The 3,296-nt window shown below is 41.3% G+C and carries 5 protein-coding genes; 2 read left to right on the forward strand and 3 right to left on the reverse strand.

Annotation, left to right across the window (positions count from 1 at the left end; genetic code table 11):
- Positions 1-47: 47 nt before the first annotated feature.
- A complete protein-coding gene (locus ACWVCM_RS06935) occupies positions 48-458 on the reverse strand; it encodes a hypothetical protein (protein WP_455200998.1) in 411 nt (136 codons plus the stop codon).
- Positions 459-620: 162 nt separating this feature from the next.
- Positions 621-914 (reverse strand): DUF3820 family protein, encoded by a 294-nt coding sequence (locus ACWVCM_RS06940; RefSeq protein ID WP_455200999.1) that lies wholly within the window; start codon positions 912-914, stop codon positions 621-623.
- A 439-nt stretch (positions 915-1,353) separates the two neighbouring features.
- On the opposite strand from ACWVCM_RS06940, the gene cspE reads away from it, so the two are divergent.
- Positions 1,354-1,563, forward strand: coding sequence for a transcription antiterminator/RNA stability regulator CspE (gene cspE, locus ACWVCM_RS06945; protein ID WP_455201000.1), 210 nt, complete (start codon positions 1,354-1,356; stop codon positions 1,561-1,563).
- Positions 1,564-1,888: 325 nt separating this feature from the next.
- On the opposite strand, the gene ACWVCM_RS06950 is transcribed toward cspE, so the two are convergent.
- On the reverse strand, positions 1,889-2,149 hold the full coding sequence (locus ACWVCM_RS06950) for a YgaP family membrane protein (RefSeq protein WP_455201001.1): 261 nt from the start codon (positions 2,147-2,149) through the stop codon (positions 1,889-1,891).
- A gap of 133 nt (positions 2,150-2,282) precedes the next feature.
- Between ACWVCM_RS06950 and ACWVCM_RS06955 the strand changes: the two genes are divergently transcribed.
- Positions 2,283-3,248 carry a LysR family transcriptional regulator gene (locus ACWVCM_RS06955; RefSeq protein WP_455201002.1) on the forward strand — a complete coding sequence of 322 codons (966 nt, stop codon included), beginning with the start codon at positions 2,283-2,285 and terminating at the stop codon, positions 3,246-3,248.
- Positions 3,249-3,296 lie beyond the last annotated feature (48 nt).

Genomic DNA, 3,296 nt, shown 5'->3' on the forward strand with positions numbered 1-3,296 from the left:
CAAATAATACTTGTGTTAACTCCATAATGATTTGCTATATACCAAGGCTACATATTGATATCATCAAAATTCAGTGCGGCAATGATCCTGTTAAGACGTCCCTGTTCGCCACCCCCCTGTTGTGCCAGCAACGTATTTGCTTCATTCGAATTACGTAGCGAGAGCTCTATTCTTTCAATATAGAGGCGATTGCACTCTGCAACCTTTTCCTTGAGTTGATCCAGAAATGCTTCTATTTCATCCGCTGTTCTAACCCACGCTTCAATATAAATTCCTTCTTTTTCCTTTATTTTTGGTGCAGTTGGGTGTTTCGATAACAGCGCATTAAAGTCTTTGCACCAGTCTGACGGCGCCTGGTGTGATAATTTAAAGAAAATGTCGATATAAGGTTCTTTCCTGATCAAGGGCGGCCGCTTTTCATCAATGCCTGTAATTTTTATATCACTGATACCTTCCACGTTATTTGCTCCTGTGTGATTCTGTCTGACACAATCCTATATCGCGTCGCGATAATAAATTTAAAGGAAGGTATATTAGATTGATCGGAAGAGAGTGAGATCAAAAACAGACGGGTTCCTTCTTATACTATCGTCCAATGCCACGCTCTCTATATACCACATCTACAAAACCAGAGTGCTATTTGTTTTTACTATGGCTGCAGATTCAGGCGCAGGGTACGCTTGTAGCGTGCGGATATTTTCAAAAAAATGATCCATATCGCCTGATTTGACATCATGCACAATACGCATTAGCTGACCCAACTCGCCTCTTGGAAAGCCAATTTTGGAAAACCAGCTCAAATACGACAACGGCAGATCAATTAATAGCGTTTTTGAATGTTTACCAAAGGGCATTTGGTGGTTGGTCAATTTGGCCATCAAGTCAGGATCGTTATAGGTACCTTTTGTGCTCATTTTGTGTGACCTTGTAAGAAAAGAGGGGAGAGCAAGAGTACACTATATTAAGTGTCGAGATGCATAACAAATGGTTATATATTTTTATAAATAAATTGAACTAAGTGAACTCTCGGTGTCTACTGGAAGGACAGATATAACAGGACAGAATTAACTGAATGTTTTCTATGGCTTGGGCGATATTTATATCTCGTGAACCATTTAATGATATACAAAGTAGTTAATACCTGTTAGTCTGCACACGGCCTGTTGGAACAGACCTGCTTATATAATTAGAACAAATTGAAACTGAAACACTTCGCCACATCACTTCTTTGCATTTCCAAGACCTGCTGTTCTGAAGATCTTCACTCTCTGCTTGTTTATCGTGATTAAGTAATTCACTCCGCCGGCCCCATCATGTGCTATGCACATTAATTATTTATATTTAGGAGACAACATGTCTAAATCAACTGGTACAGTTAAATGGTTTAATCCCGATAAAGGATTTGGTTTTATTACTCAGGAAAATGGTGAAGAAGACGTTTTTGTTCATTTTCGCGCTATTTTAAGTAACGGTTTCAAGAGCCTGGACGAAGGTCAACGCGTTTCATACGAAATTGAACGTGGCCAGAAAGGCCTGCAAGCCGCTAACGTTACTGCATTGTAATCAGACTAGAAAAGGGTGCCAATGGCACCCTTTATATTTAACGGTGCCAAGTGTGGTCGGAGGATTATTTTCACTTTACTTTTTATCGTTGTCTGTTGTTGCCAATTCTGATTAATCATTTGTGTCGTTGCTGGTTAATATGAGGATCATCTGTTAGTACTTGGATTGTTTTTTAAAATTACAAATTTGGGTTCAAAAATATTGAGCATCAAATAATCCAGGGTAAAGCTTTAAATGTTAGTGAAATATTACATCAAGCGGCGCACTATATTTCAAGTTTCTTGCCAGTACGCCGCCGACAGTTTTCACTGGTTATCGACCTTTTTTACACGGGCAGCTTTTTATTAAAAAACCTAAACTTGGGTGTTCGTCGTTTTTGCATTAAGGCGTAAAGAGGATCCCAGCCGGCATATGCGCTAATAAAAATAGGAATAGCGGTCAATGGTAATATTACTAACCAGCCAACATGGGTCGTTGGTGCGAGCAGTATAGAGCCAATTAACGCTATACTTAATGTATATCGGGCATATCTGTCTATTCTTCCCATATTGGGTTCAAGATCAAAATGCCATGTTTTTTTAATCACAATTATTTCTCCAATTCTGTCTTTGTAAGGTGTTTTCCCTTAACCTGTTCAAGTGAGCAGGCATGGTTACTATGCGTTATACGACGCTCAACATCCAATGACAATTACGCATCGGAGCTATCACCATTTATCTATGAATGAATCGAGCCCCACCAGTCAAATGAATCGCGCACTGCGCTGTCTGCGAAACGTTTCTTTTCGACAGCTTCAGGTGTTTGAATGTGTTGCGAGACTGGGTAACTTCACGACCGCTTCGCGGGAACTGTATATCACCCAGCCAACAGTATCCATGCAAATGAAAAAGCTGGAAGAGTCGTTAAATACACGACTGTTTGAACAGGTTGGGCGGCGCATTCATCTCACCTTCGAAGGCCGTGCGTTTCTTAAAACCTGCCATGAGATATTTGCGTGCGTGACACAGTTCGATGAACAAGTCACGAATCGGATAGAGTCGGTTGGCGGAGCACTGACATTTGCCGGTGTAACCACGACTGAATATTTTGTGTCGGTGTTGTTGGGAGTGTTCAAAAAGCTTTATCCTGAGGTTAATTTCTCGTTAAGTATTCTGGAACGGGAAAATCTGTTTCGACGACTGCAGGATAATCTGGATGATTTGTATTTGATTGATCAGGTGCCTACCAATATAGAAGTGGAGTCAATTCCGTTTATAAATAATCCACTAGTGATTGTCGCATCGTCTGATCATCGGCTTGTACAGCATAATAATATTCCACTAGCGCAGCTGGAGAATGAGCAATTCCTGCTGCGAGAACCGACATCAGGTACGCGCATCGCATTAAAGCGGTTTTTAGAAAGTCAGTCTGCAGCGATAAATGTCAGCATGGAATTAAGCAGCAATGAGGCATTAAAACAAGCTGTCGCCAATAATATGGGATTGTCGGTACTGTCCAGGTATTGCGTTGCGCGTGAGTGCCAACGCGGTGAATTGGTTGAGCTCAGCGTTAATGGATTCCCGTTAATGGAACGTTGGTATATCGTTTACCCAAAAGACCGGCACATGCCGCCGGCGGTAAGCGCTTTCTTACGCTTTCTCCTGGAAGAGGGCGTTGAGGTGATAGAAAGAATTCTGCGAGTGTAATACACCAGCGTATGATTGAAGATCACAAGACTAATACGGAAATCTCGC

It is taken from the genome of Kaarinaea lacus (genome assembly GCF_975902315.1).